The following is a 26,662-nucleotide window of genomic DNA, read 5'->3' as shown; positions in this document are numbered from 1 at the left end:
CTTTTCCTATTTTTAATTTATATTCTTCCAACTTGCGGCTTTGGAAAGATGTGTTTCTTGACGGCGTCGGAACATTTTTTCTAAATCTCCGCCATTAAAATGGACAATTGTTGGACGTCCATGCGCACAAGAGTAAGGATTCTCACAAGTAGCAAGTTCTTTGACTAATGCCCGCGCTGATTCTACATCAAGCGGATGATTTGCCTTAATCGAACTCTTACATGCCACCATTGTTGCTAAATCATGTCGATATTTTTTGACTGAGAATTCTTTTGTCAAAAGGATTTCATCAATCATCTCATAAACTGTTTCTTCTAAGTCATTTTCTTGAAGCCAAGTGGGATGCTCACGGAGAATTAATTGATTTTCTCCATATTCTTCAAGGAACAATCCTGCTTCTTCCAAAATAGATTTTCGATCTAAAAACATCAAAAAATCATTCTTAGGTAGACTAAAAATGTAAGGGGCCAGTAAAATTTGTTGATCCATGCTTACTTCACCAATTTTATCACGCCAATATTCATATTTTATCCGCTCTTGGGCGGCATGTTGATCAATAATATAAAGTCCATCTTGCGCTTGGCAAAGCAGGTAAGTAGCATGCAGTTGTGCCAGGTATTCCAAATCAGGAAAGGCCGTTTTTTCTTCTATTTTCTCTGAGCTTTCAGCCTGTTGTTTTTCTTCGACCACAGTTTCTTCGAAAATAGAAGGTGTGCGGGCTTCATCTGGAGGAACAACCTTCTCCTGAGGCATGCTGTACTCCTCATGTACCTGAGTCTTATTCACAAAGAAATCCTGACTTACCTTATCATAATAAAGGTTTGTTGATTTGCTCTCATTTGTAACTTCTGGTTGTTCCTCTACTTTCGCCCGCCGTGAATTAAGGTTTTCCAATGCATCAGGAATTAAAGTTTGCTCTACAAAAACACTTTGAATAGCTTCTGTAATCAAACGCATTAGTTCACGCTCTTTTGATAAGCGTACTTCTTGTTTTGTCGGGTGCACATTGACATCAGCTAATTGCGGATCAATCTCAATAGAAAGCACAACGATAGGAAAACGCCCCACCATCAAACGATTACCGTATCCTTCAAGGATTGCACGGTTTAGCAAGAAATTTTTGATGAATCGGCCATTTATCATCAAGGTAATGTAATTACGGTTAGCACGTGTCAGCTCAGGCAAACTCACGTATCCCGAAATCGTAAAATCTAAATCTTCCGCTTCTACTTTTAACATTTTTTTGGCAGTTGAAAGGCCGTAAACACTGGCGATAACCTGACGTAGATCACCATTTCCCGCCGTTTTCATCAATTCTCTGCCTTCATTGATCAGTGTGAAAGAAATCTCGGGATGAGCCATACTTTGACGATTAATGACATCCGTAATATGGCTAAGTTCTGCTTGCAAGGAGCGAATATATTTTAAGCGTGCCGGCGTATTGTAGAAAAGATTTTGTACAGTAACCTTGGTCCCTTCTCTTTGGGCAATTGCTTCTAATGTGTCCACTTTTCCACCATGACTAATCAAGCGTGTACCTGACTCTTCATCTGTCACACTTGTCTCAATAGAAAATTCACTGACTGAAGCAATTGAAGGCATCGCTTCTCCCCGAAATCCAAGAGTACGGATTTTAAACAAATCCGCTTTATTTTTGATTTTACTGGTTGCGTGCCGCTTCAAAGACTTAGCAACATCTTCTTTTTCAATCCCCGTTCCATTGTCAATCACTTCAATGAGTCGTAAGCCACTCTCTTGAATTTTCACAATGATACGCGTTGCACCGGCATCAATTGAGTTTTCTACTAATTCTTTTACAACGCTAGCAGGCCGTTCTACCACTTCACCAGCTGCTATCTGATTAGCAAGTGCTTCATCAAGTTCGATTATTTTTCCCACTTATTCAGACCTCCGCATCAAGCGACTGTTTCTCTTTTTCATAGTCAGTACTTATTATAGCATATTTTAAAGAGAGAAATTTGAAAGCTGAAGAGCTTCATGACAACAAAGAGAACCTCTCCTGAAATACACCGGAGAGGTCTCTCATATTATCACTTCATTAATCTATTTTAATACTGAAGCTGATCCATGTTACTGAATATAGCTGCGCCAAGAATCATAAAGAAAAGCAAGAGAAGTACGATAACTACTGCACCAATGATAAAGGCAACTAATCCAGCACGATTCCAACCGTCCATAACCTTACGAAACTCTTCTTCATCACGGTAGCGATTGTCTGGATTTTGTAGAGCCCAACGTTCTCCATTAATACCGAAAACAATAGCCCAAACAATACCAAAAATCCAGCCAAGCCAAGGAATACATACAAGTAAACTGAGCAAACCGAGATAAGAGCGATTAGCTACACCAAAGAAGACGGGCATAGCCATTGCACCCCAGTTCCATTTTGGAGTTATTCCTGATTTGACACGGTTGTCTGCCAAAAATGGCTCATCTGCATAATCAAATGGAGAAACTTGAGGTGCTTCAGTTTCTTCTTTTTCAGGAAGAATCTCGTCTTTGGATGCTACATCGGGAGCTGCAACCTCTTCTTCAATTGTAGTTTCCACGATTTCCACAGGCTCCGAAACAGGCGAGACAGAGCGCTCTGTTTCTGATACTATAAGTGTTTCTTCCTGTTTACCTTCAGGAGTTACGCCAACACCATCTTCTTCCATAGTTTCAACTTCGGGGACTTCAGGTGTTTCTACGATTTTATCTTTATCTTCCGCCATACACTCTCCTTTTAACACTTCTATATTTATTCACTTTATTCTAACAATTTTACCATTAAAAACCAAATCTTACAGCCTGTCTTTGAGATCCCACAAAAAGTTCAAAGCTTCGCGTGCTGTCATATTATCGACATTCGTTTCTTTTAGCATCTCAATCAACTCTTGATGGTTATCTTCAAAAGTGAAAAGGCTCAATTGCTCTTTTTCAACTTCATGTGCCTTGCTCATCACAGGCTTATTCTCCAACTTTTGTAAAATAATATCGGCACGTTCAAGTAATTTTGTTGGCAATCCTGCAATTTTAGCCACATGAATACCATAGGATTTGTCTGCTGGACCTTCCGTAATCTTATGCAGGAAAGTCACATTACCGCCTTTTTCTAAGGTGGCAACGTGAACATTTTCTAACTCCTTAAGATTATCTGCCAACTCCGTCAACTCATGATAATGCGTCGCAAAGAGTGTTTTAGCATGAATATTATCATGAATATACTCAATAATCGACTGCGCCAAAGCCATTCCATCATAGGTTGCAGTGCCTCGTCCAAGTTCATCAAAAATAATTAAAGAATGCGGCGTAGCATGTTGGATAGCATGATTGGCTTCCATCATTTCTACCATAAAGGTCGACTCTCCTGAGATTAGATTATCACTTGCACCAATACGTGTAAAAATCGCATCAAATATTGGAAGTTCAGCAACCTCAGCTGGTACGAAAGAACCTAGCTGTGCCATAATAACAATCATCGCAAATTGACGCATGTAAGTTGATTTACCAGACATATTTGGCCCAGTGATGAGTTGAATTGCAGTTTGGTCCGGTAGCTTAATGTCATTGGGTACATATTCTTGTGCCCCAAGAACGCTCTCAACCACAGGATGACGCCCTTTTATAATGTTAACCTTACGTTCTGGAGTAAAAATTGGACGGATATACTGATATTTTTCGGCAACAGTCGCTAAGCTTTGCAAACAGTCGATACTGGCAATTGCTTTTGCTAATTTCTGCAGGCGCGATATATATTGTTCAGTTTCTGTACGTACTTGCGCAAAAAGATCATATTCTAAAATACTTGATTTTTCACGTGCCTCAAGCATAATTTCTTCGATTTCAGCCAACTCTTTTGAGCCAAAACGCTCTGAATTTTTCAACGTTGCCTTACGATAAAAGTGGTCAGGAACACTACCAAGCTGACTCTGCGTAATATGGAAATAATAACCATCTTTGCGGTTAAAATCAATTCTTAATGTCGAGATTCCGGTGTTGGCTTTTTCTTTCGCTTCCAACTCTGCTATCCACGAGGTACCATTTGTTAAAGCTTCGCGATACTTGTCCAGTTGCTCATTATAACCTGACTTAATGACACCCCCTTCAGTGATGACACGTTGCGCCGATTCGTCAATTGCCTGACGTATCAAGGAGATAAGCTCTGGAATTTCATCCAGTTGAGAGATCAAGGGTTTCAAGGCTGGATTGTTCATGGTCAGTAAAACATTTTTAATGCCTGGGACATTAGATAAAGAATTTTCTAACTGTAAATAATCCACGGGAAGAACTTTACCGAAGGACACACGGGAAGCCAAGCGCTCAAGGTCGTAAACTCCCTTTAGAGCCTCAATCAAATCTGCCCGTTCAAAGAAATTGTCCACGAAAAGTTGTACAATATCCGCACGTTTATTGATTGCGCTGGCAGAAATCAACGGACGATCTACCCAGTTACGGAGTAAACGTGTGCCCATAGCTGTTTTGGTTTCATCAAGCAACCAATAGAGTGTCCCATGTTTTTTTCCTTCGCGTTTATTTGCGGTTAACTCTAGAGAAGATTTTGTTGCAAAGTCCATTTGCAGAAAGTCTTTTATTTCATAGTGTTCCACTTCCTGTAAGTGACTCAAATCCCGCAATTGAGTGCGATTAACATAGGCCAAGAGCTTTGAAGCCACTTGATTTTCCAAAGGAGTAAGTGTGGAAGCAACGTCTTCATACTCGTATTGCTCTGAAACCATCACGTTCAACTGTTTTTCAAAGACTTGCCTGTCATCATCTGATAGCTCATAACCGACGACAATCTCACGTGCTTTTAGAGATGATATCTCACTGAGGGCTGCTGAAAAATCAGAGAACTGTGTCGCTTTAAATTCGCCTGTCGATAGATCCATATAAGCTAGGGAAAATGTTTCAGAAGCTTTATCCAGGGCCACTAAAAAGTTATTTTCCGTTGTTAAGCCCACATCAACAGCTGTTCCTGGTGTGATAACTTGAGTGACGGCACGTTTGACAATACCGACAGCTGTTTTAGGGTCTTCCATTTGCTCTGCCACGGCAACTTTATGGCCTAAATTCACAAGCTGCTCGATATATTGATCTGCTGAATGGTGAGGAACACCTGCCATTGGAATCGGATTTTCTGCATTCTTATTGCGCGAAGTCAGAGACAATTCTAAAATTTGGGCTGCATTCACCGCATCTTCATAAAAAAGCTCGTAAAAATCTCCCATACGAAAGAGCAAGAAAGCATCCGGATAATCAGCTTTGATATCAAGATATTGCTGCATTCCTGGTGAAATTTTTTCAGACATATAATTCTTCTTTCTTTTGAAAATTGTTTGCTTCTATTATAACATACAAAAAGCCAGCTTAAGCTTGTAGGTAAAAACAAAAAGGACACAAGGTCCTTCTCCTAGCGACCTAATGTCCTAAGGCTTCATTAACTTTCCTTTCAATTTCACCTGTCACATGATTCAAAAGAGCATCAACAGGCTGCATTTTTAAAAGATAATCCTCAACTAAGGGATCATTTTTTAAAGACTTGTGTATCTTTTGTGCTGCATTAGATGTTTCTTTAAAGGCCTGTATTTTACCTATTTTTTGATAGAGAACAGCTTCCTTCTGCAGCTCCTTCATTTTACTTTGTTGCTCAAACAGCTCTTTTTCTTCCTGTAAGGTATTTTCTGCTTTTTGAAAAGCCTTAACATAATCCAAATCAAGAATATGCGCAATCAATTTTTCTTTACTTGCATTATAAGGCATCTTCAATCTCCAAGGCTAAGCTTTCTGCAGCCGCTTCATCCTTACAAATGAGTAGTAAAGTATCTGCACCAGCCAAAGTCCCTAAAATTTCCGGGCGTTGCTCATCATCAAAAGCATTCGCCAAAAGATCTGCCTCACCCAGATGCGTGTGTACAACTACATTAACACTGGCAACATCAACTTTCAGTACAAAGTTAGTCAGATATTGTTGCAGCAAAGATTGGGAAGGCGAGTTAAGCTCTGTCAAAAAAACATAAAAGCTCTTGCCGTCTTCACGCTTTTTAATAATATGCAGCTCACGAATATCACGTGACAGACTCGCCTGCGTAATCTTTACCCCTCTAGATTCTAGGACACTTTGAAGCTCTTCCTGTGTCGCAATCTTATTTTCAGAGATAATTTGTTTAATTAAATTTAATCGTTCTTCTCTTTTCATAGTCTCATTATAGCATAAAAATACTCAACAAAATACAAGAATGAAGGTACATTTGTCATTATTTTAAGTTATTATTTATACACATTTTACCTCTTAGGATAAAAATATATGCACCTATCCTCATAATACCAATGAATAAAGAGACCTCTTCCTTGCTTCAACCATTCCACCTTCTAATCAAAAATGTATAAAAATACAAAATATATCTTTTATAATTTTTTCAGTCCGTAAATTCAACACATCACACAAAAAAACATCTCTGAAAAAGAATGCTCCTTATCCTATAAGTTATTTGGCTCACTTCACTCATAAAGCTTAAAATTTAACACAATAAGCACTATACTTTTTTATTTCTATTATGGTATAATTATTCCATGAATGAAAAACTATTAGCAGCAAAATCTTTGTTCGCCGTACTCGATGGTGCGCTTGAACTCGAACAAATCGAAAATTTGCTTGAAAAACCAAAATCATCAGAAATGGGCGATATCGCATTTCCAGCTTTCAGTTTAGCCAAGACTTTGCGCAAAGCCCCACAAATCATCGCTGGTGAAATCGCTGAGAACATTGATGCTACTGGCTTTGATAAAGTAGTTGCTACTGGTCCTTACGTGAATTTCTTCCTTGACAAAAAAGCTGTTGCCACAGCAGTTATCAACGAAGTTATCACTGAAAAAGAAGACTATGGCGACCAAAATATCGGTCATGGTGCTAATGTTCCTATTGACATGTCGGCTCCAAATATTGCCAAGCCTTTTTCTATTGGTCATTTGCGCTCAACTGTTATCGGAGACTCGCTTTCAAAAATTTATGAAAAGATTGGTTACAATACAATCAAAATCAATCACTTGGGAGATTGGGGCAAACAGTTTGGTCTCTTGATCACTGCTTATAAAAAATACGGTGATGAAGCGACAATTACTGCCAATCCAATCGATGAGTTATTGAAGCTTTATGTACAAATCAATGCCGAAGCTAAAGAAGATCCCGCGGTAGACGAAGAAGGTCGCGCTTGGTTCCTTAAAATGGAACAAGGTGACGAGGAAGCCCTTCGCATCTGGAAATGGTTCTCTGATGTCAGCTTGATTGAATTTAACCGTATTTACGGTAAATTAGGCATTGAGTTTGATCACTTTACAGGTGAATCTTTCTACTCTGATAAGATGGATGCCGTTGTTGAAGACCTAGAATCTAAAGGCTTAATGCACGAATCTAAAGGTGCGATGGTTGTAGACCTCGAAAAATACAACCTCAACCCAGCCTTGATTAAAAAAACTGACGGTGCAACATTATACATTACACGTGACTTAGCAACAGCAATGTACCGTAAAGCAACTTTTGATTTTGTAAAATCACTTTATGTTGTTGGTGGCGAGCAACAAAACCACTTCAAACAATTGAAGGCAGTACTCAAGGAAGCCGGTTATGACTGGTCAGACAACATGACACACGTGTCCTTCGGTATGGTAACGCAAGGCGGGAAAAAATTCTCAACACGTAAAGGTCACGTTGTTAAGTTAGAAACAACACTTGACGAAGCGGTAGAACGTGCTCTGAAGCAAATCAACGATAAAAATCCTGACTTGCCAAACAAAGAGCGTGTTGCACAACAAGTTGGGGTTGGTGCCGTGAAGTTCTACGACTTAAAAACCGACCGTAACAATGGTTATGACTTCAACCTTGAAGAGATGGTTTCATTTGAAGGTGAGACTGGCCCTTACGTACAATATGCGTATGCACGTATCCGTTCAATCTTACGTAAAGCAAACTATGTACCGCAGCCAGTCAATGTTGAAGAAACACCAGCTGAAGCTTGGGAAATTGTGAAACTACTCCAAGACTTTGGTAACATTGTTAAACGTGCTGCCGATAAGTATGAACCTTCTATCATTGCGAAATACTCAATTTCCTTAGCACAAGCTTTTAACAAATATTATGCACATGTACGTATCCTTGAGGACAACGAAGGGCTTCAAGCACGTTTAGCACTTGCTAATGCAACTTCTCTTGTCTTAAAAGAAGCATTGCGTCTGCTTGGTGTAGAAGCACCAGAGGAAATGTAAGTTTTCAAATAAAAAAATAGACCACATGGTCTATTTTTTATTTATTCGGTCTCACGCCTTCTGGCCACCAAAGTTTAATCAGCGCCTGAGTGCCATCATTTTCATATCCTTTTTCTGCTAAACGATCATAAAGTTTTTTCGCTCCTGCTGTGGCAGGAAGTTCAATCCCCATTTTTTCAGCCTCAGCTAAAGCAATTCCTAAATCTTTAATAAAATGTTTAACGAAGAAACCCGCACTAAAGTCCTCACGTAAAATACGCGGTGCATAATTAGTCATTGACCAAGTGGCTGCCGAGCCTCCTCCTACTGTTTGAAGAACTTTTTCCACATCTAAACCAGCTTTATCTGCGTAAACCATCAGCTCTGTCATTGCAGTCATCGTTCCTGCAATAGCAATTTGGTTGGCCATTTTGGTATGTTGACCCGCTCCTGCTGCTCCTTGACGTGTAATCGTTTTGCCGATAGCTTCAAAGTAAGGCAAGAGATGTTCATAGGCTTCTTTCTCACCACCTACCATAATTGTTAAGCTGGCATTCTTTGCCCCAATGTCACCTCCCGATACTGGAGCATCTAAAGCCGAAGCTCCTGCTTCTTTTGCAGCCTGATAAATCTCTTGAGCCAAAGCCGGCTCTGATGTCGTCATATCCACCAAAAACGTGCCTTGTACATCTGCCTTAAATACACCTTTTTCGCCGAAATAAATTTCGCGAACATCTTTGGGATAGCCTACAATAGAAAAAACAATATCCGTTACTTCTGCAATTTCTTGCGGTGTCGCGCAGTAAGTTGCTCCACGCGCTACTAAAGAATCAGTTTTTGCTTTTGTTCTATTATAAACATACAGTTCATTGCCTGCATCAAGTAGATGACCTGCCATTGCTGCGCCCATTACTCCTGTACCGATAAATCCGATTTTTGCCATGATTTCTCCTTTATTTGTTCAATCTTCTTTGCCTTGCTACTGTTCGACGTAAGGCTTTAATCTTTTGATTACGATAATCTTCTAATTTATAGCTTTTCAGCAATTTTTCAATCCCAACACGTGTTAAACCTACTTCCTCTCCTATACTTGCTAGAGCACGGAGGGGATTTTCATCTATACGCTCCTGTAGCTCTTCTTTTGTCAATCTTCTTGCCATATATTCACCTCTTAAATAAAAAATCCCGCCTAAGCGAGATTGTAACTGGTTATGGGGGAGAGGGGATTTGAACCCCCACGCCCTTACGAGCACATGCACCTGAAGCATGCGTGTCTGCCATTCCACCACTCCCCCAGCACTACCTATAATACCAGTTTCAATAGTGTTTTGCAAGAAATAGCTTACGCACCTGTATGCCCTAAAAGGATAGCTATAATCAATACAGCGAGTACCATCATCGTAATAATGACATACATTTTATCACCTTCTTTTGCAAAGGCAAAAATAGAAGCAACTACCCGAAGGACAGGTGTTAAAATCAAAAGAAACAGACCAGTCATAAGCCAAGCGAAGGCTTTAAAAGCGACAAGCCCCTCTGCAATTTCCGACAAGCCTCGAGGATAAGTCGTCCCGGGGTAACCAGAATGCCCCGTGAAAACAAACATAATTAAACCAATAATGATAATTGCCGAGCTAATAAACACACCCGCTCTTAAAATTTTTCCTATTCTGAGTTCAATTTCAAGTAATTTTTCTTTTTCTTCCGTCATAAACCAAGTCCTTTAAGTATCATTTGTAAAGCCATAAGACCAATTACAGGAATAAATATCAAGCGAATCGTCCGAGCAGGCAAATGTGGCATAATACGCGAACCAATAGCTGCGCCAGCTACAATTCCTATCGCTAAAGGTCCTGCTAAGGACGGATCAACATAGCCGTTAAAGAAGTAGACCGTCGCTGAAGCTGCTGCAGTTACCCCAATCATGAGATTTGAGGTTGCGGTTGACGGTTTTAATGGCATTTTCATCGTTGTATCCATAGCTAAAACCTTAAATGCCCCCGAACCGATTCCTAAAAGTCCTGAAGCTATTCCTGCACCAAACATAATCGATGCACCAGCTGGGACTTTTTCCACTTGATAAGCGACCTCTTTTCCTGTTTGCTTATCAAAGTAAGAAGAATTAAGCTTCATCTTTTCTGCCCATTTGTCTGAGGTAACATTTTGCAAGACTTTTTCACCTTGATGTAGCTTACGCCACATATTATAGGCTTGAAAAATCAATAAACAAGCAAAAAGTATATTTAATACCGCAGCATTAAACAGTCCGGCCAAAATCGCTCCTAGTAATCCACCAATTGTGGTAAAAATTTCTAAAAACATGGCGACCCGAACATTGACCAGATCATCTTTCAAATAAGAAATGGCAGCACCTGAACTCGTTGCAATAACAGCGACAATACTTGCACCGATTGCATATTTTATATCAACCCCAAAAAAAGAGGTAATAATCGGTGTGATGATAATTCCACCACCGAGACCTAAAATGCTTCCTACAATACCGGCAACAACGCCAAGTATGAGCATGCAAAGTGTAAAAGTTAATAAAGACATATTCCTATTCTATCACTTTCATTCGAAAGAATCTCAGTTGGAGGGCGCAAAGATATTTTTGTGATATAATTTTCTTAGTAGTAAATTTTTCTCATATAAGGAAATCATTATGAATCGTAAAGAGCTTGAAGAGAGACTTCAAAAAGAATTAAACTTACCTTTTTATCGTGCTAAAATTGCTGAGCGTGATTATACTGAAGCTGAGTATCAAGATATAAAGACCCAGTTAAATAAAGACTATCTGGATTATGTTGATACTTATATCGACTATGCTGAAAATGATGTTTGATAATCAATAGAAAGAAGAGACTTATGAGTAAACAAGTACTTTTTACCATGTTCGGGGCTACTGGTGACCTCGCAAAACGGAAACTTTATCCCGCCCTTTTCCAACTTTATAAAAAAGGCGAAATTGCAGAAAATTTTGCAGTGATTGGTACTGCTCGTCGCCCATGGACCGATGAGTATTATCGCCAAATCGTTATGGAATCTTTAGCTGGTTTAAGCAGTGACCAAGAAGAACTCAATGACTTCTCGAGCCACTTCTACTATCAAAGCCATGATGTAAATGACAGCAGTCACTATCATGCCCTCAAGGAGCTCGGAGATGAACTCCGAGAAAAGTATAATACTGCTTGCAACCAAGTTTTCTATCTGGCTATGGCGCCACAATTTTTCTCAATCATTGCTAACCACCTCAAATCAGAAAAGATTCTGACAGGTAAAGGTTTTGAACGTGTGATTATCGAAAAGCCTTTCGGAAGTGATTTGGAAACAGCTCAAGAACTGAATACTGCACTTAAAGATGTCTTTTCAGAAGATCAAACCTTCCGTATTGACCACTATCTCGGAAAAGAAATGATTCAATCCGTTTCGGCTATCCGCTTTGCCAACCAAATGTTTGAATCCATCTGGGACAAGGACCACATCGATAATATACAGATTACTTTTGCTGAAAGTATTGGCGTTGAAGATCGCGGTGGTTATTACGAAACGAGCGGCGCGCTCAAGGATATGATTCAAAATCATGTGCTTCAAGTTTTGGCTTTACTGGCTATGGAAAAGCCTCAGACTTTTACACAAAAAAATATTTTGAACGAAAAGGTTAAGGCCCTTCATAGCATTCGTAAATATTCCAAACAAGAAGCGCTTGAAGCTTTCATCCCTGGACAATATATTGAGGGTAAGATTGACGGTAAGAACTTTGTAGATTATCGTTCTGAACCCTCTGTAGCGCCAGATTCTAACACAGAAACTTTTGTCGCTGGAAAATTCCTTATTGATAATGACCGTTGGGCTGGTGTTCCTTTCTACGTACGTAGTGGAAAACGTCTGACAGAAAAAGGAACACGAATTAACATTGTTTTCAAACAGGACCCTAATAATATTTTTGATACAGATCTTGGGGAAAACATCCTTACCATTTATATCCAGCCTACTGAAGGCTTCTCCCTTACAATTAATGGGAAAGAAGTTGGCCAAGGATTCAATATCGCGCCTATCAAATTGGGCTACCGTCATGATGCAGCAATTTTAGGAAATTCTCCTGAAGCTTATGAAAAACTCTTGCTTGACGTTTTACATGGTGATGGCACTAACTTCTCCCACTGGGAAGAAGTTTCCCGTTCTTGGGAACTTATTGATGTTATCCGCCAAGCATGGGATGAAGCGCATCAAGACCTTCCGAAATACCCTGCAGCAAGCATGGGACCACAGGAAGCCTTTGAACTTCTCAAAAAAGATGGAAGACAGTGGATCTGGCAACCTGATCAATGGTATAAAGAACGCGGTTTAATGTAAATAAAAAAAAGAAACTTCATTGAGGTTTCTTTTTTTCCACACATTTATTCACAGTTTTCCACATTTTTGTGAATAAGGTGTGTAAAACTGTGGAAAACTTGGGATAAGTAGAAAAATACAGTGGAAAACCTCGGGAAAAGCCCAATAATAGAAAATAACTCTGCCTCTGCAGAGTTATAATCTTGTATTCCATTTAGGATAGCCGTATTTCCGAATCAACTTTTTCCACACACGGCGTTCACGCCAGCGGTTAAACTTGGTACTCCAACCATCAGACTCTACCAATTGTTTCACAAGAATACTGCGAACCCCAGCACGGTGTGCAGCTCGAATATCTGTCATTAATTGGTCACCAACCATAATGACATGGTCCGGTCGTTCGTTAAGTTTAACTAAGGCTTTATTTATTCCCCAAGCAAAAGGTTTCATCGCACGCGAAACAAAATCAACATCAAACTTAGCTACCGCACGTTTGACACGGTCATGTTTATTATTTGAGACAACAATAACCTTTATACCATTTGTACGCATTGTTTGTAGCCATTGATGCAATTCGGGTGTTCCATCGGGATTATTCCAAGCAATAAGTGTATTATCTAAGTCCACCATAATTCCTCGAATATCTCGCTTTTTTAAGTTTTCCACATCCAAGTTATACACAGCTTCTAGAAGATAGTCTGGTTTATAATTCACAAGTTTCATAAAAACATTATACCAAATACAGCAGCATTTACCTAATTGATAAACAAAAAAACTGTCTAACGACAGCTTTTTTATTTAAATTTATCGAAAAATCCTTTTTTCTGTTCTGATACATTTTGTCCGCTAGCTTTTGCAAACTCACGCAAAGCATCACGTTGAGCATCATTCAATTTTTCTGGTGTTACAATATTAATCACAACGTGTTGATCACCTTGACCACTACCACGTAATTTAGGTGCACCTTTACCTTTAAGTCGGAAATTAGTACCTGTTTGCGTACCAGCAGGAATCTTCAACTTCACATTACCGTGAACAGTTGGAACTTCAATCTCATCCCCTAAGGCTGCCTGAACAAAGTTCAATGGCATCTTGTAATAAATTTCGCTACCATCACGTTCAAACTTATCACTTGCAGCAACTTGGAAACGGACATAGAGATCACCGTAAGGGCCACCGTTTGTCCCAGCATCACCTTGACCTTGGAGGCGCATTTGTTGACCTGATTCCACACCAGCCGGTACTTTTACCTTAACTGTGTGTGCCAATTTTTCGTGACCTGTACCGTGACATGTTGGACAAGGAGATTTGATTTCCTTACCTGTACCATGACAAACATCACAGACGACATTTGTTGACATACGCCCTAATGGAGTGTCTCGAATAACTTGTGTTTGTCCTCGTCCATGACATTTATGACATGTTTCAGCATGAGTACCTGGTTTGGCACCTGATCCTGCACAAGTGTGACAAATCTCTTCGCGATGGTATTTGATTTCTTTCTCAACACCAAAAATAGCTTCTTCAAACGTCAAATTGATACGATATTGTAGGTCATCTCCTTGGCGTGGTGCATTTGGATCAGCTTGGCCACCGCCTCCACCAAAGAAGCTTGAGAAAATATCCTCAAAACCGCCAAAGCCGCCTGCACTTTGGAAACCGTCAAAGCCAGAGAAACCACCTTGACCTCCGCCAAAACCACCATTAGCACCTGCAGCACCATATTGATCGTAGCTGGCACGTTTTTGTTCATCACTTAAAGTTTCATAAGCTTCTTGAACCTCTTTGTACTTGTCTTCTGCACCCGGGTCTTTATTAATATCTGGGTGATACTTTTTAGACATCTTTCGATAAGCTTTTTTAATTTCGTCTTGGCTGGCATTTTTATCCACACCTAGGCGTTCGTAAAATTCTGTGTTATTCATATGATTTAAACCTTCTTGACATGGAATTTTTAGAGATTTACTTGGTTTTTCAACCACTTACTCTCTAAAAGTAGACTATATTCACTTCTACCATAATCTATTTTAGCATTTTTTATGACTTTTGGCAAAAAAATTAGCACTCTTATATAAAGAGTGCTAAATCCTAGAGATAAAAAATACAAACCGTAGTTTGTATTTAAATTTTATTTAATTATGGTCGAATGAAACTTACACCAGCTGTTGAACATTCACGTGTTGTTCCCCAACCGCCGTTGAAGTTTCCTTCAATAACTGTCATTTTTGAACCAGATACAGAAAGAACAACTGCAACGTGTCCTACGCCGCCTGCGCCTTGATTACCTGGAGGGAATACAGCAATTGTACCTGCTGCAGGTCCACTGTTTGCATAAGCCACCCAGTCACCAGCATTTCCCATGTATGTTGGCATGTTACCACCAAAGTAGTCCCAAACAAATGCAGTACATTGACCAGCTGGATAAGGGTTAGTACCACTGTGTTCTGGGTCTGGATCTGGTGTTGGCGTTGGTTTAGAAGAATTACCATTGCCACCTGTATTATTTCCAGTCGATGGTGTAGACGAATTGCTATTGTCAGCAGTATTATTAGCAGCTGGAGCTGGATTAGAAGCTGCAGGTGCTGCAGCTACAGCTTTTTCTTGTTGAGCTACTACAGACTTCGCTGCTGCTGCTTTTTCTGCTGCTGCTGCTTTTTGAGCTGCTTTTTCTGCTGCTGCTTTTTGGCTCAATAAATCTTGTTTTTTGCCTTCTGCAGTAGTTACTGTAGCTTCGTAGTCTAACTGAGCAACTTTGAGAGCAGCTTCTTGTGTCGCCAACTCATTAGCTTGTGCGTCTAACTCTTGTTGAAGTTTTGTTGCTTCAGCATATTTCTTTTGGTTATCAGCTAACTTCGTTTGAATAGCTTTTTGGTCAGCTTGTTGTTGCTCAATCATTGACTTGTTAGCGCCAGCAACAGTTGCCATTGCTGTCATTTTTTGAATCGCATCTGTTAAAGATTTTGAGTCTAGTACAGCAGATATATAGTTTGTTGCTGAACCATCAGTTTGTGCACTACGTGCTTGAGCTTCAAGGGCAGTATTGCGCTCCTTGATACTCTCACTCAACTTTTGAATCTGTTGTGATTGTTCCTTTTGTTGAGCCATCAACTCATTAACTTTTTTAGTCATTGATGTTTGCTTTGATTTTAAAGTGCTTACTTGTGATTGAATTGAATCAACTTGTGATTGCGCTTTAGCAGCTTCATTCTTTGCATTAGCGATTTTTGAATCTTGTTGTGCAATTTTTGAATCTGTTGAATCAGCCTTTACGGCAGCAAAAGGTGCGCCAGCCGTAAGCACGACTGTCGAGAGCATCAATGCTGTAATAAGTTTTTTCTTCATAAAATTTTAAATTTGCCTCCCTAGGTTAGTTCGGTGAATATAGTATATTGTATCATGTGCCTTCACCTGTTTTGTAACAAATAAATTACAGTTACGTTTAAATTTGTTTCTGTCGGTTTCTGTTTTTTATCAATGCACAAAAAAACAAGCAATATTTCATTACTTGTTTTGAGTTATTTCTTATGGGCGGATGAAACTTACACCTGCAGCTGACACTTCACGAGTTGTGCGGATGCCGAGGCCTCCACCATTAGGACCTGAGAAGTTTGTTTCTGAGACAGTAAGTTTATCACCATTTACAGCTGTGACCACAGCAACGTGACCTACGCCACCTGCGCCTTGGTTACCTGGAGGGAATACCGCAATTGTACCAACTGCTGGTCCACTATTTGCGTAAACTACCCAGTCACCGGCGTTACCAGCGTAAGTAGGAATACTTCCACCGAAGTATTCCCAAACACCCCAAGTACATTGTCCCCAAGGGTAAGGATTGCTCAAGCTTGTTCCTGGAGTACTTGATGAACCTGAACCACCAGATACATTATTATTGTTAGTATTATTTGACCCAGTATCAGTAGTTGTAGTTGAGTTTGAACCAGTATTCGTAGTTGTTGTGTTATTGTTTGATGCTGGTTTGCTTTCTTCTACAGCTGGCGTTGATGCTGCTGGTGCAGAAGCCGCTGGAGTAGTCTCAACAGGTGCTGTAACAACAGGTACTGTTTCTGTATTTACTGTACTTGCATCTGATTTATTTTCGCTCTTAGATGCTGCAGCTTGTTCTGTTTGTGCTTTTTGAGCAGCTTGAGCAGCTTGTTCAGCTTCCACTTCTGCAGCTTTTTTAGCTGCAGCTTCTTGGGCAGCTACTGCAGCTGCTTTTTGATCAATCAAACTTTGTTTTTTACTCTCAGAGTTAGCAATTGTTGTTTGATAATTTAACTGAGCAACTTTGAGGGCGGCTTCTTGGCTTGCCAACTCGTTACTTTGTGTTTCTAACTCTTGTTGAAGTTTTGTAGCTTTAGCGTATTTTGCTTCATTATCTTTCAACTTAGCTTGAATAGCTTTTTCATCTTCTTGTTGCTTTTCAAGCATGGCTTTGTTGGCACCAGAAACGGTTGCCATCGCTGTCATTTTTTGAATTGCATCAGTCAAAGATTTTGAATCCAAGATAGTAGACATATAGTCTGTCGCTGAACCGCTTGTTTGAGCGCTACGTGCTTGTGCTTCAAGAGCTGTGTTACGTTCTTTGATGTCTTTGTGCAAACGAGCAATCTCTGTTGATTGTTCTTTTTGCTCCTTCATCAATTTATTTACTTCATTTGCTGTTGAAGTTTTTTTAGATTGTAAGCTATTTACTTGTGATTGAATCGCATCTACTTTTGCTTGCGCTTCAGCAGAAGAACTTTTAGCAGCGCTGATTGCTGCATCTTGCTTTGCGATTTGATCGTCTGTGCTGTCCGCTTTTACCGCTCCAAGGCTTGCACCCGAAGATAAAATGACTGTCGACAACATCAATGCTGTGATAAGTTTCTTTTTCATAGTTTTCTTTTCTTCCCGTTTTCTATAATTTATAAATATAACGCTAAGATAGTCCCAAGTATAACACTCTTTTATAACTTAATCAAGTCAATTTAATTTCTTTAAGAATACTTTTTTTACTCTTTAATTACAAAAAGATGTTCACCGAAGGCGATACATCTTTTCTAAAGGCCATTGCAGCAGTATTGCAAAGGCAATATTTAGGGCTAACGTTGGTGCAAGTTGCCTAACGATAAATGAGACAAAGTTGACATTGACAACACCAACTAAGTTAACAATAAGCGTACTTAAAACTTGAAAAGCAAAAACAATGATAATCACTGTAAATAAACGTGTCCAACGATTGGTAAAGACAACCGTTTGGATTTGATAAACGAAAAGAGCAATAAGAGGTAAAATCAAACTTGCAATACCAAAAATTCCCAAAAAGTAACTGTCATAGATAATTCCCAAAAGAACACCTACGATAAGAACATAGCTATGACGGTGCTGTGTCACAGTATATACCATAAAAATGAGCAACAAGTGGCTTACAGGCATGATACTTCCACCAGACAAAGCCGTAAAGAAATGCGTCAGCTGCCCATCAAGCAAGAGTAGGAAAAAAAGAAATAAGGGACTAAAAAATTGGAAGCTAAAACGACTCATATTTAGTTGCCTCCAATCATGCCTTGAATCACAAAGACAAACCGGATATCATACAAATTGCTGGCAGGTTTCACATATACTTTACGGTTCAAGCCTTGATCTGTTTCTTTAACATCAATTACGGTTCCAAGCAAGAGACCCCGCGGCGAATCTCCTCCAAGACCGCTAGTAACAACTTGGCTTCCCTTTTCGATATTACCTTCCCCTACTAAAGAAGTGACAACATAAGCATTCTGATCATCATCATAACTCGCAAGAAGTCCATTTACTGGATCACTCGGGCTACCAAGGCGAACGGGGATTTTAGCGTCAATACCTTTATCGGAGCTCAACAAGGAAACTTTAGAGGAATTTTCGTTTACCTGACTTACACGCCCAATAACACCCCCATTAGCCATGACGAGTTGACGGTTTTTGATGCCTTGTTTACTGCCGCTATCAATTACGAGCGTATCTGCCCAACTGGCCGGATTACGGGTAATCACATTTGCAGAAATACTCTTATAGTCTGTCAATGTTTCTTGAAGCTTCAATGCTTCTTTTAATTCTTTATTTTCAACTTCTAGACTTTCTTGGTTATTTTTTGAACTACTTAAGTCTGCCACCTGCGTTTTTAGGGACTGATTTTGCTTGTATGTATCAAAAAGATTGCCCACTTGATTGGCTTTGTCTTGAACAAAGCGGATCGGTGCACCAATGATTCTGTCTATGGTTCCTGTACCATCATTAATAATTTGTGTCATCGTTGATGGATTTTTATTATTTTTAAAATTATCAGCCGAGATGAAGATTGCTGTAAATGCTGAAATAACAATAATTAAGGCGATAATAATCATTTTACTAAGATTGAATTTTTTCACTGTTCATATTTCCCTTCGCAAGAGCTTTGTTTAGCCTCTTTATTTTATCAAAATTGTCAACTTTTTGATAGAATATAATTAAATTTTCTTCTATAAAATTATATCGGAGGTCCGTAAATATGACACAACAAGAAATTCCAGTCTTCGGTGAAAAAATTGCCGGAGTTGATTACCAATACCGCTATGGAGTGTATGGTATTGTTTCACGTGAAAACAAGAGCCAAATCTGTCTTGTGCAAGCACCAAACGGAGCCTTTTTTCTCCCTGGTGGAGAAATTGAAGCAGATGAAAACCATGCTCGCGCCTTAGAAAGAGAACTTCTGGAAGAGTTAGGTGCGACTGCGACTTTAGGACGTTATTTCGGACAGGCCGACGAATATTTTTATAGCTCACATCGGGATAAATATTTTTGCAATCCTGCTTATATCTATGAGACTTTGGAAGTTCATTTTGATCAGGTTCCTCTTGAGGATTTCAATAAAATTTTCTGGTTTGACGTTCCGACTGCTTTGGTTAAACTCAAGCGCGGTTCTCATAAGTGGGGCGTAGAACAATGGCTTAAGAACAAATAAAAAGAAGGAGCACACTCCTTCTTTTTATTTTTCTATAAGTTTAACTCCGCCTTGTCCTGCAACAATAACTTTTTTGACCATGTTATTAAACAAACCATGTTCGACAACTCCCACTGTTAAATCAAGCTCTTCAGCCAGCTTTTCTGGCTCAGTAATCTTCTCAATATGCAAATCAATAATATAATGTTGCATATCAGTGATGAGCTTGTCTTGGGCATTCATCCGCCATGTTGGTGCATAACCAGCCGCTGCAAATTTTCGGAACAACTGCTCTGAGCCGTAAGGGATAACTTCGACAGGAACTTTAAAACTGCCAAGATTTTCTGAAAGTTTACTTTCATCAACAATCCAAATATAATCTTTAGAATATGTTGCAACGATTTTTTCCATCAGCAAGGCCGCACCACCACCTTTAATACCATTAAGGGCTGTATCAATTTCATCTGCACCGTCTACTGTCAAATCAACATAATCCACTTCATCAATTGATTTTAAAGGGATATTAAGACTTGCAGCTTGCTGACTGGTTACATTTGACGTCGTTACTCCAACAATATCTAAACCTTCTTCTTTAACACGGCGCCCCAATTCTTCCACAAAGAAAGCTGCCGTTGAACCTGTTCCCAATCCAACAATCATACCAGACTTCACGTACTCAGCTGCTTTTATACCCACTTGTTTTTTTAAATTTTCCATTTGTAAAATCCCTTCAAATACTCTTCTCAATCATTATAACAAAAAAGCGAAAACAACTCGCTTTTTATTTGAATATCTAAGTTTTTCTTAAACCTTTCAAAGCCACTACATTAGCTACATAAAATACAAGAGCAAGCATTCCTAAAATAAACAGGTTGTTTCCAATTTGAGAGAAACCTTCGCCTTGTTTCACTACTTTTTGAAGTGCATCAACGCCATAATACAGAGGCATAAGATGTGCAATCCAGCGTAAGGGCGCTGCCATTGTGTCGACATTAATAATACCTGAAAAAAGGAATTGTGGTACGACAGCTATCGGAACAAACTGAATAAATTGAAATTCAGTTTTCGCAAGGGCAGACAACAAAAGTCCAATCAACAGCGCAATCAGAGCAATCAATAAATTAATCAACAAGACTAATATAAAGTTCCCCAAAATCTGCATTTGTAAAACATAACGTGTCCAAAGTACAATTAAGCTTGTTTGAAGTAGTGCGAGGAAACCGTAGGCTAAAGTATAACCTGCCACAATTTCAGTACGTCTTACAGGTGTAACCAGCATTCGCATAAGTGTACCACTGCTTCGTTCATTAACAAGTGAAATGCCTGATATTAAAAAGACAAAGAAGAAAACGAAGAAACTTACCAGCAGTGGCGCTAAATTATCAAACATACTCAGGGAACTGTCACCATAAAGATAATGACTTTTTATGTTCAGAGCTAGTGTTTCTAACGAGGCTTGCGGCACTTTTTCTGCAGAACTTTTTGCTTGGTTTTCTCGCATACTCGCTGGGATCTTTTGAGCAATTTGTCCAATCATCTGAGTAAGTGCCTGTGTTTTTGACGTATCTCTATTTGCATAAGTTACTTCTATTTCATCTCCTACCAGCTGTATCAGAGCATCTAAATTGTGAGTATTTACTGTTTCTCGAGTATTTAACGTTTCTTCTATTTCAATCACTTTTAGTTTTTCGTTCTGCTTGAGAACTTGTGCTAAAACAGGTTGGTTTTCTTGTAGACCCACACGATATTTTATATCCGAAGGAACTTGAAGAAGAAAATATAAAAGACTGATAATGCCAAGGGGAGCAAAGAAAAGTAAAGCCAAGCTTCGTTTATCTCTCAACCTTTGTAGCAGTATACGTTTAAAAATCGCTTTAATTCTCATCATAATCACCTGCTTGAGCTGCTTGAATAAATGCCTCTTCCACAGTAGTAACATGAAACTGGGATTTAAGGGCTTCAGGACTTCCTTGGGCCACAAAGTGCCCGTCTCTTAATAAAACAACTCGATCACACCGCTCTGCCTCTTCCATTACGTGTGTCGTCAAGAGAATAGCTTTGCCCATCTCTGCTTGTCGCTTAAGCTCTGTCCATATTTCCTGTCGAAGTTCTGGATCAATACCAACTGTGGGCTCATCTAGGCATCAGAGAGGAGCACCCGTCTGGAGAGCAATTGCTAAAGATAAGCGACGCTTCATTCCACCAGAATATTTCGAAACAGCCTTGGACAAAGCTGATGTTAACCCAACGGTTTGAGCAGCTTTGAGCAGCTCCTCTTCACTTATTTTTCCTTGCAGGGCTCCAAAAAATTCCATATTTTGTTTCCCTGTAAGTTCTGTAAACAAGGCATCCGACTGTGCCATATAGCCAATTTTGCGCATCACTTTGCGGTTAGGAATCGAGATATCAAGTAGTTTGATTTCTCCACTATTAGGAGCAACAATCCCGAATAATGCATTCATAAAAGTTGACTTTCCCGAACCTGAAGGACCGATGAGTCCAACAATCTCTCCTGCAAAGAGACTTAAAGATAGTTTTTTTAAAACCTCTTCTTTTTCAAATTGGACACTTAGATTTTTTACAGAAACTATTTCTTCCATAGCTACTCCTTGAGTTTTAAAATTTCCTCTTCTGTGAGCGGACGGTATGCTCCCTTAGTTAATTCCGGATCCAATCTTAAACTTCCCATACGTAACCGTTTGAGATAAGTTACCTTCATCCCTACAGCTTCAAACATTCGTTTGACCTGATGAAATTTACCTTCATGAATAATCAGGCGAATTTCACTTTTATTCTCCTCTGATTTCTCAATAAAAAGTTGACCTGGTTTGACGTTTTCTCCAGATTTCAAGGTCAAACCTGCTGCAAATTCTCGAACAGTCTCTTGTGTAACCTGGCCTTGGATTTGAGCAAAATATTCTTTTTCTACATGTTTTTTAGGGCTCAGAAGATTATGGCTCAGTGGCCCATCATTTGTAAGCAACAGAAGGCCTTCTGTATCTTTATCTAAGCGCCCTACAGGGAAAAGATCTTCGCGAAAATCTTTTCCCTTTAATAATTCGACAACTGTTTTGTCCTTATTATCCTTCGTTGCCGAAACAACACCAGCGGGTTTATTAAGGAGGTAATAATAAAATTCTTGATAGCCTATGGGTTGCCCATCATAATTTATAGAATCTTTATCTGGCTCAACATGTAGTTTGCCGTCTTTCACCTTCTGATCATTCACTGTCACTTTTCCTGTCTTGAGAATCACCTTAACTTCTTTACGTGATCCCAGCCCGGCTTCCGCCAAATATTTATCCAATCTCATACTTTTATTTTACTAGAATTTTGCTTAATATGGATAAGATAAACCTTTAAGAAAGAGTTGACGAATCTTTATTTTTATGACGACTTGTTATATAATAGGGCATACTGAAATTAGTAATTAGGATAAAAATATGATAACAAAAGAATTTGATACTATAGCAGCCATCTCCACACCTTTAGGTGAAGGAGCAATTGCTATCGTCCGATTGTCTGGTAGCGATGCTGTCTCAATCGCTAAAAAGGTCTTTCAAGGGAAAGATCTCGATAAAGTTGCTTCACACACCATCAACTATGGTCATATCTTTGACGAGGACCGTCTCGTTGATGAAGTTATGCTCTCTGTAATGAAAGCTCCAAAAACCTTTACGCGTGAAGATCTTGTGGAAATTAACACACACGGCGGAATTGCTGTCACCCAAGAAATTTTGCAACTCCTGCTGCGCTCTGGCGCTCGCCTCGCTGAACCAGGTGAATTTACTAAACGTGCATTTTTAAATGGACGTATTGACTTGGCGCAAGCCGAATCCGTAATGGATTTGATTCGTGCTAAAACAGATCAGGCAGCCAATATTGCTGTAAAACAGCTCGATGGAAGCCTCTCTAACTTGATTAACAACATTCGTCAAGAAATTTTAGAATCGCTCGCGCAAGTGGAAGTCAATATTGATTATCCCGAATATGATGACGTTGAAACGATGACAAGTCAAATGCTTCTGGAAAAAACAGCCCATTTTGAGCAACTTCTGGAAACACTTCTTGCCACAGCTAAACGCGGTAAGATTCTGCGTGAAGGTTTGAGAACAGCAATTATTGGCCGACCAAATGTTGGTAAATCAAGTTTGCTCAATCAACTTTTACGTGAGGAAAAAGCCATAGTTACCGACATAGCCGGAACAACACGTGATGTTATCACAGAGTTTGCCAATATTGGTGGTGTGCCCCTTGAGTTAATTGATACTGCTGGTATACGAGAAACTGAGGATATCGTCGAAAAGATCGGTGTTGAGCGTAGTCAAAAAGCCTTAGAAGAAGCCGACTTGGTCTTACTTGTGCTTGATGCTTCGTCACCTTTAACTCCCAAAGATCTGGAATTGTTGGAACTTTCTTCTTCGACAAACCGTATCGTCTTATTGAATAAGACCGATCTACCAGAAAAAATTGAGCTCGAAAAACTCCCTAAAGACTTTATCAGAATTTCTGCCTTAAAAAATGAAAATCTTGATGCCGTCGAAAAACAAATACGCGCGCTATTTTTCTCTGGGGAGATTGAAACAAAAGATGCAACTACTCTTTCCAATGCACGTCATATCGGCCTAGTCGAACAAGCTTTAGATGCCTTGAAGGAAGCAAATAGAGGTTTGGCGATGGGACTTCCTGTGGACCTCATCCAAGTAGATATCACACGTTGTTGGCAATTGCTTGGTGAAATAACTGGAGAAGCTGCACCAGATGAACTGATTACTCAGCTTTTCAGTCAGTTCTGCTTAGGAAAATAAAAAACATAAGTAGGAGATATTCTACTTATGTTTTTTTATTCACTGCCAGCCCATGAATAAGGCCAGAAGAATCGATGCTGATCCGATAAATGAAAGGAAACACAAGGCAAAGCCAAAGGTGAAGATACTTGTGCCATCTCCTTCATAGGATCTTCTTGTGCGCTTTCCTTTATAGGCGAACATACTACTTAAGGAAAGGAGAGTGAAAATAAGCTGCAAGGAAAGAAACCGCCATTCGGCAGAAAAGTTCAGCAAAGAAAGTCCACCACCTAGAAATGCTAAGAGAAGTCCCATTTTTATCATCCTTTCTTGAATTCATAATTGAAACGTTAATCAAAACCACCGTCAACATCCAAGTCTGCAAGCATCATCTGATATTCTGGACGGTCAGGTGTTTTAAAAATTTCCTGCGCTTCTTGACGTGCCACTTCTAAAATATTGTAGTCATTCACTATATCAGCTGCTAGAAATTCTGGTAAACCTGATTGACGTACGCCAAATATTTCTCCGGATCCGCGCATCTTCAGGTCTTCTTCAGCTAAACGGAAACCATTCTGCGTTTGACACATTATCTTCATCCGGTTTTTACCTGATTCTGTCTTGGGATTGGCAACGAGAATCGTATAGGACTTCTTACTCCCCCGTCCTACACGGCCTCTTAACTGATGCAACTGAGAGAGCCCAAAACGATCCGCATCCATAATCACCATAATCGTTGCATTTGGCACATCCACACCAACTTCAATAACCGTTGTGGAAACCAGAACCGACAAATCCCCTGCTTTAAAGGTCTGCATGATCTGGTCTTTTTCTTCATTTTTCATTTTCCCGTGCAGTAAACCTATGCCTGTTTCTTCGCCAAAGTATTGGTTTAGTTCTTCATAAAGAGCTACAGCATTCTTTAAATCTAAAGCTTCTGATTCTTCAATAAGTGGTGAAATAAAATAGACTTGTGCCTGCTGCTCCAGTTCTTCTTTTATCCATTTCAAGACCTCTGGAAGTTGCTCGTGTTTTACCCATCTGGTCGTAATCGGTTGCCGCCCTTTAGGTAATTCGTCGATAATGGAGACATCCATATCACCAAAAGCTGTGATCGCCAAGGTCCGAGGAATTGGTGTCGCAGTCATCATAAGTACATCAGGATTTTGACCCTTTTCGCGTAAGACTTTCCGTTGGTTAACCCCAAAGCGATGTTGTTCATCGGTAATGACCAGCCCCAAATCATAAAAATCAACCCCTTCCTGAATTAAAGCGTGCGTTCCCACAACCATTTGTGTCTGACCACTTGCTAAACTTTCTAGTATCGCTCTTCGCTCCGCAACTTTTAATCCCGAAACAAGAAGACTAATTTTTAGTTCAGGAAAAAGATTTTGTAAGTTAGCAAAATGTTGTCGCGCTAAAATTTCAGTCGGAACCATTATAGCAGCTTGAAGCCCAGATAAGACTGCTGCATACATTGCTAAACTAGCAACAACTGTTTTCCCTGAACCGACATCACCTTGTAAAAGACGGTTCATATGGTAAGCTGAAGACATATCTGCTAAAATTTCGTCTAAGGATTTTTGTTGGGCTCCTGTCAGTTCAAAAGGAAGATTTTTAATTTTTTCTTCCATCAACCGCTGGTCAAAAATAACCCTTCGTCCAAAGCGTTGTGCTTTCTCTTTATGTTTCAAAGCCTGCAACTTCAGTTGAAAGTAAAAGAGTTCTTCAAACTTCACGCGCCTTAAAGCTTGCTTGTGCATCTCCATATCATCTGGAAAATGCATGGCACGTACCGCTTCCTGCCGAGGCATCAATCGGTACTTTTTCAATAAATAGTCTGGCAGATTCTCGTTTAATTCCGATAAAAGCCCACTCTCAAAAGCCATTTGAATTGTTTTCACCAAGCTGGATTGCTTCATCCCTGCGGTAAGATGATACACGGGGGAAAAGCCATCTTCTGCTTGTGTTAATATTTTCATGCCCAGCAGTTGCTGCTTTTTTTGTTCCCATTTGCCATAAACCGCAACCTCTTTTCCAACCTCAATCTTATCCGCTAAATAGGGCTGATTAAAAAAGCTCACAGCAACTACAGCTTCCCCTTGTTTGAGTTTAAAAGTAAGTTTGTTGCGTTTAAATCCATAATACTGGACATTAGCGGGTGTTACCACTTCACCAATCACCGTTGCTTTTTCTCCATCTACTAACTCAAAAATGGAGCGTCCAGCAAAATCTTCATAACGGAAAGGAAAATAAAGCAATAAATCCTGTATTGTGGAAATGCCAAGCTTTTGATAATTTTCAAAAGATTTAGGTCCGACACCTTTCAGGTATTGTATACTGTCTGTTAGTTTCATAAGTTCAT

At 39.6% G+C, this 26,662-nt stretch carries 25 protein-coding genes, 1 tRNA gene and 1 pseudogene; 5 read left to right on the top strand and 22 right to left on the bottom strand.

The window, feature by feature from the left end; all coding sequences use genetic code 11:
• Positions 1–12: 12 nt before the first annotated feature.
• From mutL to argR, 5 genes are all read right to left on the bottom strand, one after another.
• Positions 13–1,899, bottom strand: a complete 1,887-nt coding sequence (mutL, locus tag LACDD01_RS10050) for a DNA mismatch repair endonuclease MutL (RefSeq protein ID WP_061414917.1) — start codon at positions 1,897–1,899, stop codon at positions 13–15.
• 170 nt (positions 1,900–2,069) lie between these two features.
• Positions 2,070–2,735, bottom strand: a complete 666-nt coding sequence (locus LACDD01_RS10045) for a hypothetical protein (RefSeq protein ID WP_061414914.1) — start codon at positions 2,733–2,735, stop codon at positions 2,070–2,072.
• Between the two features lie 69 nt (positions 2,736–2,804).
• The gene (gene mutS / locus LACDD01_RS10040) at positions 2,805–5,312 is read right to left on the bottom strand and encodes a DNA mismatch repair protein MutS (RefSeq protein ID WP_061414912.1); all 2,508 of its coding nucleotides are present in this window, start codon (positions 5,310–5,312) and stop codon (positions 2,805–2,807) included.
• A 109-nt stretch (positions 5,313–5,421) separates the two neighbouring features.
• On the bottom strand, positions 5,422–5,763 hold the full coding sequence (locus tag LACDD01_RS10035) for a YlbF family regulator (protein ID WP_019335749.1): 342 nt from the start codon (positions 5,761–5,763) through the stop codon (positions 5,422–5,424).
• Positions 5,753–6,199: an arginine repressor gene (argR, locus tag LACDD01_RS10030; protein WP_019291971.1), complete on the bottom strand. Its 447-nt coding sequence runs from the start codon at positions 6,197–6,199 to the stop codon at positions 5,753–5,755. The genes LACDD01_RS10035 and argR overlap by 11 nt, the downstream gene beginning before the upstream one ends.
• Before the next feature lie 374 nt (positions 6,200–6,573).
• Here argR and argS point away from each other — a divergent pair, with 374 nt between their 5' ends.
• The gene (argS, locus tag LACDD01_RS10025; RefSeq protein ID WP_019291972.1) at positions 6,574–8,262 is read left to right on the top strand and encodes an arginine--tRNA ligase; all 1,689 of its coding nucleotides are present in this window, start codon (positions 6,574–6,576) and stop codon (positions 8,260–8,262) included.
• 37 nt (positions 8,263–8,299) lie between these two features.
• On the opposite strand, the gene LACDD01_RS10020 is transcribed toward argS, so the two are convergent.
• The 5 genes from LACDD01_RS10020 to LACDD01_RS10000 form a co-directional block, all read right to left on the bottom strand.
• Positions 8,300–9,184: an NAD(P)-dependent oxidoreductase gene (locus tag LACDD01_RS10020; RefSeq protein ID WP_061414909.1), complete on the bottom strand. Its 885-nt coding sequence runs from the start codon at positions 9,182–9,184 to the stop codon at positions 8,300–8,302.
• A gap of 10 nt (positions 9,185–9,194) precedes the next feature.
• On the bottom strand, positions 9,195–9,401 hold the full coding sequence (locus LACDD01_RS10015; protein WP_019291485.1) for a hypothetical protein: 207 nt from the start codon (positions 9,399–9,401) through the stop codon (positions 9,195–9,197).
• A 52-nt stretch (positions 9,402–9,453) separates the two neighbouring features.
• Positions 9,454–9,536 (bottom strand) — tRNA-Leu (locus LACDD01_RS10010).
• 47 nt (positions 9,537–9,583) lie between these two features.
• Positions 9,584–9,952, bottom strand: coding sequence for a DUF1634 domain-containing protein (locus tag LACDD01_RS10005; RefSeq protein ID WP_019291484.1), 369 nt, complete (start codon positions 9,950–9,952; stop codon positions 9,584–9,586).
• Complete coding sequence (locus LACDD01_RS10000) at positions 9,949–10,794, bottom strand: sulfite exporter TauE/SafE family protein (RefSeq protein ID WP_019291483.1); 846 nt, start codon at positions 10,792–10,794, stop codon at positions 9,949–9,951. Before LACDD01_RS10000 ends, LACDD01_RS10005 begins: the two co-directional genes overlap by 4 nt.
• Before the next feature lie 109 nt (positions 10,795–10,903).
• Here LACDD01_RS10000 and LACDD01_RS09995 point away from each other — a divergent pair, with 109 nt between their 5' ends.
• A complete protein-coding gene (locus tag LACDD01_RS09995) occupies positions 10,904–11,083 on the top strand; it encodes a hypothetical protein (protein ID WP_019291482.1) in 180 nt (59 codons plus the stop codon).
• A gap of 23 nt (positions 11,084–11,106) precedes the next feature.
• Positions 11,107–12,594, top strand: coding sequence for a glucose-6-phosphate dehydrogenase (gene zwf, locus LACDD01_RS09990; protein ID WP_019291481.1), 1,488 nt, complete (start codon positions 11,107–11,109; stop codon positions 12,592–12,594).
• A 174-nt stretch (positions 12,595–12,768) separates the two neighbouring features.
• On the opposite strand, the gene LACDD01_RS09985 is transcribed toward zwf, so the two are convergent.
• The 6 genes from LACDD01_RS09985 to mreC all read right to left on the bottom strand — a co-directional run bounded on the left by LACDD01_RS09985 (position 12,769) and on the right by mreC (position 18,959).
• Positions 12,769–13,296 carry a YqeG family HAD IIIA-type phosphatase gene (locus tag LACDD01_RS09985; protein ID WP_019291480.1) on the bottom strand — a complete coding sequence of 176 codons (528 nt, stop codon included), beginning with the start codon at positions 13,294–13,296 and terminating at the stop codon, positions 12,769–12,771.
• A gap of 71 nt (positions 13,297–13,367) precedes the next feature.
• Positions 13,368–14,498, bottom strand: a complete 1,131-nt coding sequence (gene dnaJ, locus LACDD01_RS09980; RefSeq protein ID WP_061414967.1) for a molecular chaperone DnaJ — start codon at positions 14,496–14,498, stop codon at positions 13,368–13,370.
• A 211-nt stretch (positions 14,499–14,709) separates the two neighbouring features.
• Positions 14,710–15,915: a coiled-coil domain-containing protein gene (locus tag LACDD01_RS09975; RefSeq protein WP_061414906.1), complete on the bottom strand. Its 1,206-nt coding sequence runs from the start codon at positions 15,913–15,915 to the stop codon at positions 14,710–14,712.
• 180 nt (positions 15,916–16,095) lie between these two features.
• Positions 16,096–17,451 (bottom strand): CHAP domain-containing protein, encoded by a 1,356-nt coding sequence (locus tag LACDD01_RS09970; protein ID WP_061414903.1) that lies wholly within the window; start codon positions 17,449–17,451, stop codon positions 16,096–16,098.
• 141 nt (positions 17,452–17,592) lie between these two features.
• Complete coding sequence (gene mreD / locus LACDD01_RS09965) at positions 17,593–18,099, bottom strand: rod shape-determining protein MreD (protein ID WP_019291476.1); 507 nt, start codon at positions 18,097–18,099, stop codon at positions 17,593–17,595.
• Between the two features lie 2 nt (positions 18,100–18,101).
• Complete coding sequence (mreC, locus tag LACDD01_RS09960) at positions 18,102–18,959, bottom strand: rod shape-determining protein MreC (protein ID WP_019291475.1); 858 nt, start codon at positions 18,957–18,959, stop codon at positions 18,102–18,104.
• 119 nt (positions 18,960–19,078) lie between these two features.
• Here mreC and LACDD01_RS09955 point away from each other — a divergent pair, with 119 nt between their 5' ends.
• Entirely contained in the window at positions 19,079–19,531 is a 453-nt protein-coding gene (locus LACDD01_RS09955; protein ID WP_061414900.1) for an NUDIX domain-containing protein, read from the top strand.
• Positions 19,532–19,555: 24 nt separating this feature from the next.
• On the opposite strand, the gene rpiA is transcribed toward LACDD01_RS09955, so the two are convergent.
• From rpiA to LACDD01_RS09935, 4 genes and pseudogenes are all read right to left on the bottom strand, one after another.
• Entirely contained in the window at positions 19,556–20,227 is a 672-nt protein-coding gene (gene rpiA, locus LACDD01_RS09950; protein ID WP_061414897.1) for a ribose-5-phosphate isomerase RpiA, read from the bottom strand.
• Positions 20,228–20,303: 76 nt separating this feature from the next.
• Positions 20,304–21,395, bottom strand: a complete 1,092-nt coding sequence (locus tag LACDD01_RS09945) for an ABC transporter permease (protein WP_061414894.1) — start codon at positions 21,393–21,395, stop codon at positions 20,304–20,306.
• Positions 21,385–22,110: pseudogene (locus tag LACDD01_RS09940) on the bottom strand (ABC transporter ATP-binding protein). The gene LACDD01_RS09945 and the pseudogene LACDD01_RS09940 overlap by 11 nt, the downstream one beginning before the upstream one ends.
• A 2-nt stretch (positions 22,111–22,112) precedes the next feature.
• Positions 22,113–22,823 carry a pseudouridine synthase gene (locus LACDD01_RS09935; protein ID WP_019335736.1) on the bottom strand — a complete coding sequence of 237 codons (711 nt, stop codon included), beginning with the start codon at positions 22,821–22,823 and terminating at the stop codon, positions 22,113–22,115.
• A gap of 130 nt (positions 22,824–22,953) precedes the next feature.
• Here LACDD01_RS09935 and mnmE point away from each other — a divergent pair, with 130 nt between their 5' ends.
• A complete protein-coding gene (gene mnmE, locus LACDD01_RS09930) occupies positions 22,954–24,318 on the top strand; it encodes a tRNA uridine-5-carboxymethylaminomethyl(34) synthesis GTPase MnmE (protein ID WP_061414891.1) in 1,365 nt (454 codons plus the stop codon).
• Between the two features lie 39 nt (positions 24,319–24,357).
• Here mnmE and LACDD01_RS09925 read toward each other — a convergent pair whose 3' ends face one another.
• Positions 24,358–24,612 carry a hypothetical protein gene (locus tag LACDD01_RS09925; RefSeq protein WP_019335734.1) on the bottom strand — a complete coding sequence of 85 codons (255 nt, stop codon included), beginning with the start codon at positions 24,610–24,612 and terminating at the stop codon, positions 24,358–24,360.
• A gap of 35 nt (positions 24,613–24,647) precedes the next feature.
• Complete coding sequence (gene recG, locus LACDD01_RS09920) at positions 24,648–26,654, bottom strand: ATP-dependent DNA helicase RecG (protein ID WP_061414888.1); 2,007 nt, start codon at positions 26,652–26,654, stop codon at positions 24,648–24,650.
• Positions 26,655–26,662 lie beyond the last annotated feature (8 nt).

Origin of the sequence: Lactococcus sp. DD01, assembly GCF_001578715.1 — a bacterium.
GTDB classification, from domain to species: domain Bacteria; phylum Bacillota; class Bacilli; order Lactobacillales; family Streptococcaceae; genus Lactococcus; species Lactococcus petauri.
This window is presented reverse-complemented; position numbering and strand designations above follow the sequence as displayed.

Coding starts and splice junctions, on each gene's coding strand:
- LACDD01_RS10045 (WP_061414914.1), bottom strand. CDS start 2,735: ATGGCGGAAGATAAAGATAAAATCGTAGAAACACCTGAAGTCCCCGAA.
- LACDD01_RS09935 (WP_019335736.1), bottom strand. CDS start 22,823: ATGAGATTGGATAAATATTTGGCGGAAGCCGGGCTGGGATCACGTAAA.
- LACDD01_RS09975 (WP_061414906.1), bottom strand. CDS start 15,915: ATGAAGAAAAAACTTATTACAGCATTGATGCTCTCGACAGTCGTGCTT.
- argR (WP_019291971.1), bottom strand. CDS start 6,199: ATGAAAAGAGAAGAACGATTAAATTTAATTAAACAAATTATCTCTGAA.
- rpiA (WP_061414897.1), bottom strand. CDS start 20,227: ATGGAAAATTTAAAAAAACAAGTGGGTATAAAAGCAGCTGAGTACGTG.
- LACDD01_RS10035 (WP_019335749.1), bottom strand. CDS start 5,763: ATGCCTTATAATGCAAGTAAAGAAAAATTGATTGCGCATATTCTTGAT.
- LACDD01_RS09955 (WP_061414900.1), top strand. CDS start 19,079: ATGACACAACAAGAAATTCCAGTCTTCGGTGAAAAAATTGCCGGAGTT.
- dnaJ (WP_061414967.1), bottom strand. CDS start 14,498: ATGAATAACACAGAATTTTACGAACGCCTAGGTGTGGATAAAAATGCC.
- mnmE (WP_061414891.1), top strand. CDS start 22,954: ATGATAACAAAAGAATTTGATACTATAGCAGCCATCTCCACACCTTTA.
- LACDD01_RS09995 (WP_019291482.1), top strand. CDS start 10,904: ATGAATCGTAAAGAGCTTGAAGAGAGACTTCAAAAAGAATTAAACTTA.
- LACDD01_RS09925 (WP_019335734.1), bottom strand. CDS start 24,612: ATGGGACTTCTCTTAGCATTTCTAGGTGGTGGACTTTCTTTGCTGAAC.
- LACDD01_RS09985 (WP_019291480.1), bottom strand. CDS start 13,296: ATGAAACTTGTGAATTATAAACCAGACTATCTTCTAGAAGCTGTGTAT.
- LACDD01_RS10020 (WP_061414909.1), bottom strand. CDS start 9,184: ATGGCAAAAATCGGATTTATCGGTACAGGAGTAATGGGCGCAGCAATG.
- zwf (WP_019291481.1), top strand. CDS start 11,107: ATGAGTAAACAAGTACTTTTTACCATGTTCGGGGCTACTGGTGACCTC.
- argS (WP_019291972.1), top strand. CDS start 6,574: ATGAATGAAAAACTATTAGCAGCAAAATCTTTGTTCGCCGTACTCGAT.
- LACDD01_RS10000 (WP_019291483.1), bottom strand. CDS start 10,794: ATGTCTTTATTAACTTTTACACTTTGCATGCTCATACTTGGCGTTGTT.
- mutS (WP_061414912.1), bottom strand. CDS start 5,312: ATGTCTGAAAAAATTTCACCAGGAATGCAGCAATATCTTGATATCAAA.
- recG (WP_061414888.1), bottom strand. CDS start 26,654: ATGAAACTAACAGACAGTATACAATACCTGAAAGGTGTCGGACCTAAA.
- LACDD01_RS09970 (WP_061414903.1), bottom strand. CDS start 17,451: ATGAAAAAGAAACTTATCACAGCATTGATGTTGTCGACAGTCATTTTA.
- LACDD01_RS10005 (WP_019291484.1), bottom strand. CDS start 9,952: ATGACGGAAGAAAAAGAAAAATTACTTGAAATTGAACTCAGAATAGGA.
- mreD (WP_019291476.1), bottom strand. CDS start 18,099: ATGAGTCGTTTTAGCTTCCAATTTTTTAGTCCCTTATTTCTTTTTTTC.
- LACDD01_RS09945 (WP_061414894.1), bottom strand. CDS start 21,395: ATGAGAATTAAAGCGATTTTTAAACGTATACTGCTACAAAGGTTGAGA.
- LACDD01_RS10015 (WP_019291485.1), bottom strand. CDS start 9,401: ATGGCAAGAAGATTGACAAAAGAAGAGCTACAGGAGCGTATAGATGAA.